General features: G+C 73.8%; 1 pseudogene. It reads right to left on the reverse strand.

The window, feature by feature from the left end:
• A pseudogene (locus EN846_RS34455) lies at window positions 1–301 on the reverse strand (hypothetical protein); the annotation flags it as partial.

A 301-nucleotide genomic window follows, 5' to 3' on the forward strand; every position in this document is an offset into this window, starting at 1 on the left:
CGGGCCTACCCCACTGCGCCACGCGTCCAGCTGCCACAACGGCCACGCCACCAGTTCGACCTGCAGCTGGCCTTCGCCGGCCGCGCCCAGTTCACGCACGTCATAGCTGACCTGGGACGCTTCGAACGGCGTCTGCCGGTCGATCTCGAAACCGACCACCGCGCGCAGGCGATCGGCCGCGGCGGCGGGCAGGCGCAGGGTACGCCGCAGGACGTCCGTCGCCGGCAGCAGCCACACCCGCGGCAGAGTACGCAGGCGGGGCTCCAGCACGCGGTCCAGGTCCGCCGGCGACAGCGGCCAC

Source organism: Mesorhizobium sp. M4B.F.Ca.ET.203.01.1.1, assembly GCF_004791025.1.
GTDB classification, from domain to species: Bacteria; Pseudomonadota; Alphaproteobacteria; order Rhizobiales; family Rhizobiaceae; genus Mesorhizobium; species Mesorhizobium abyssinicae.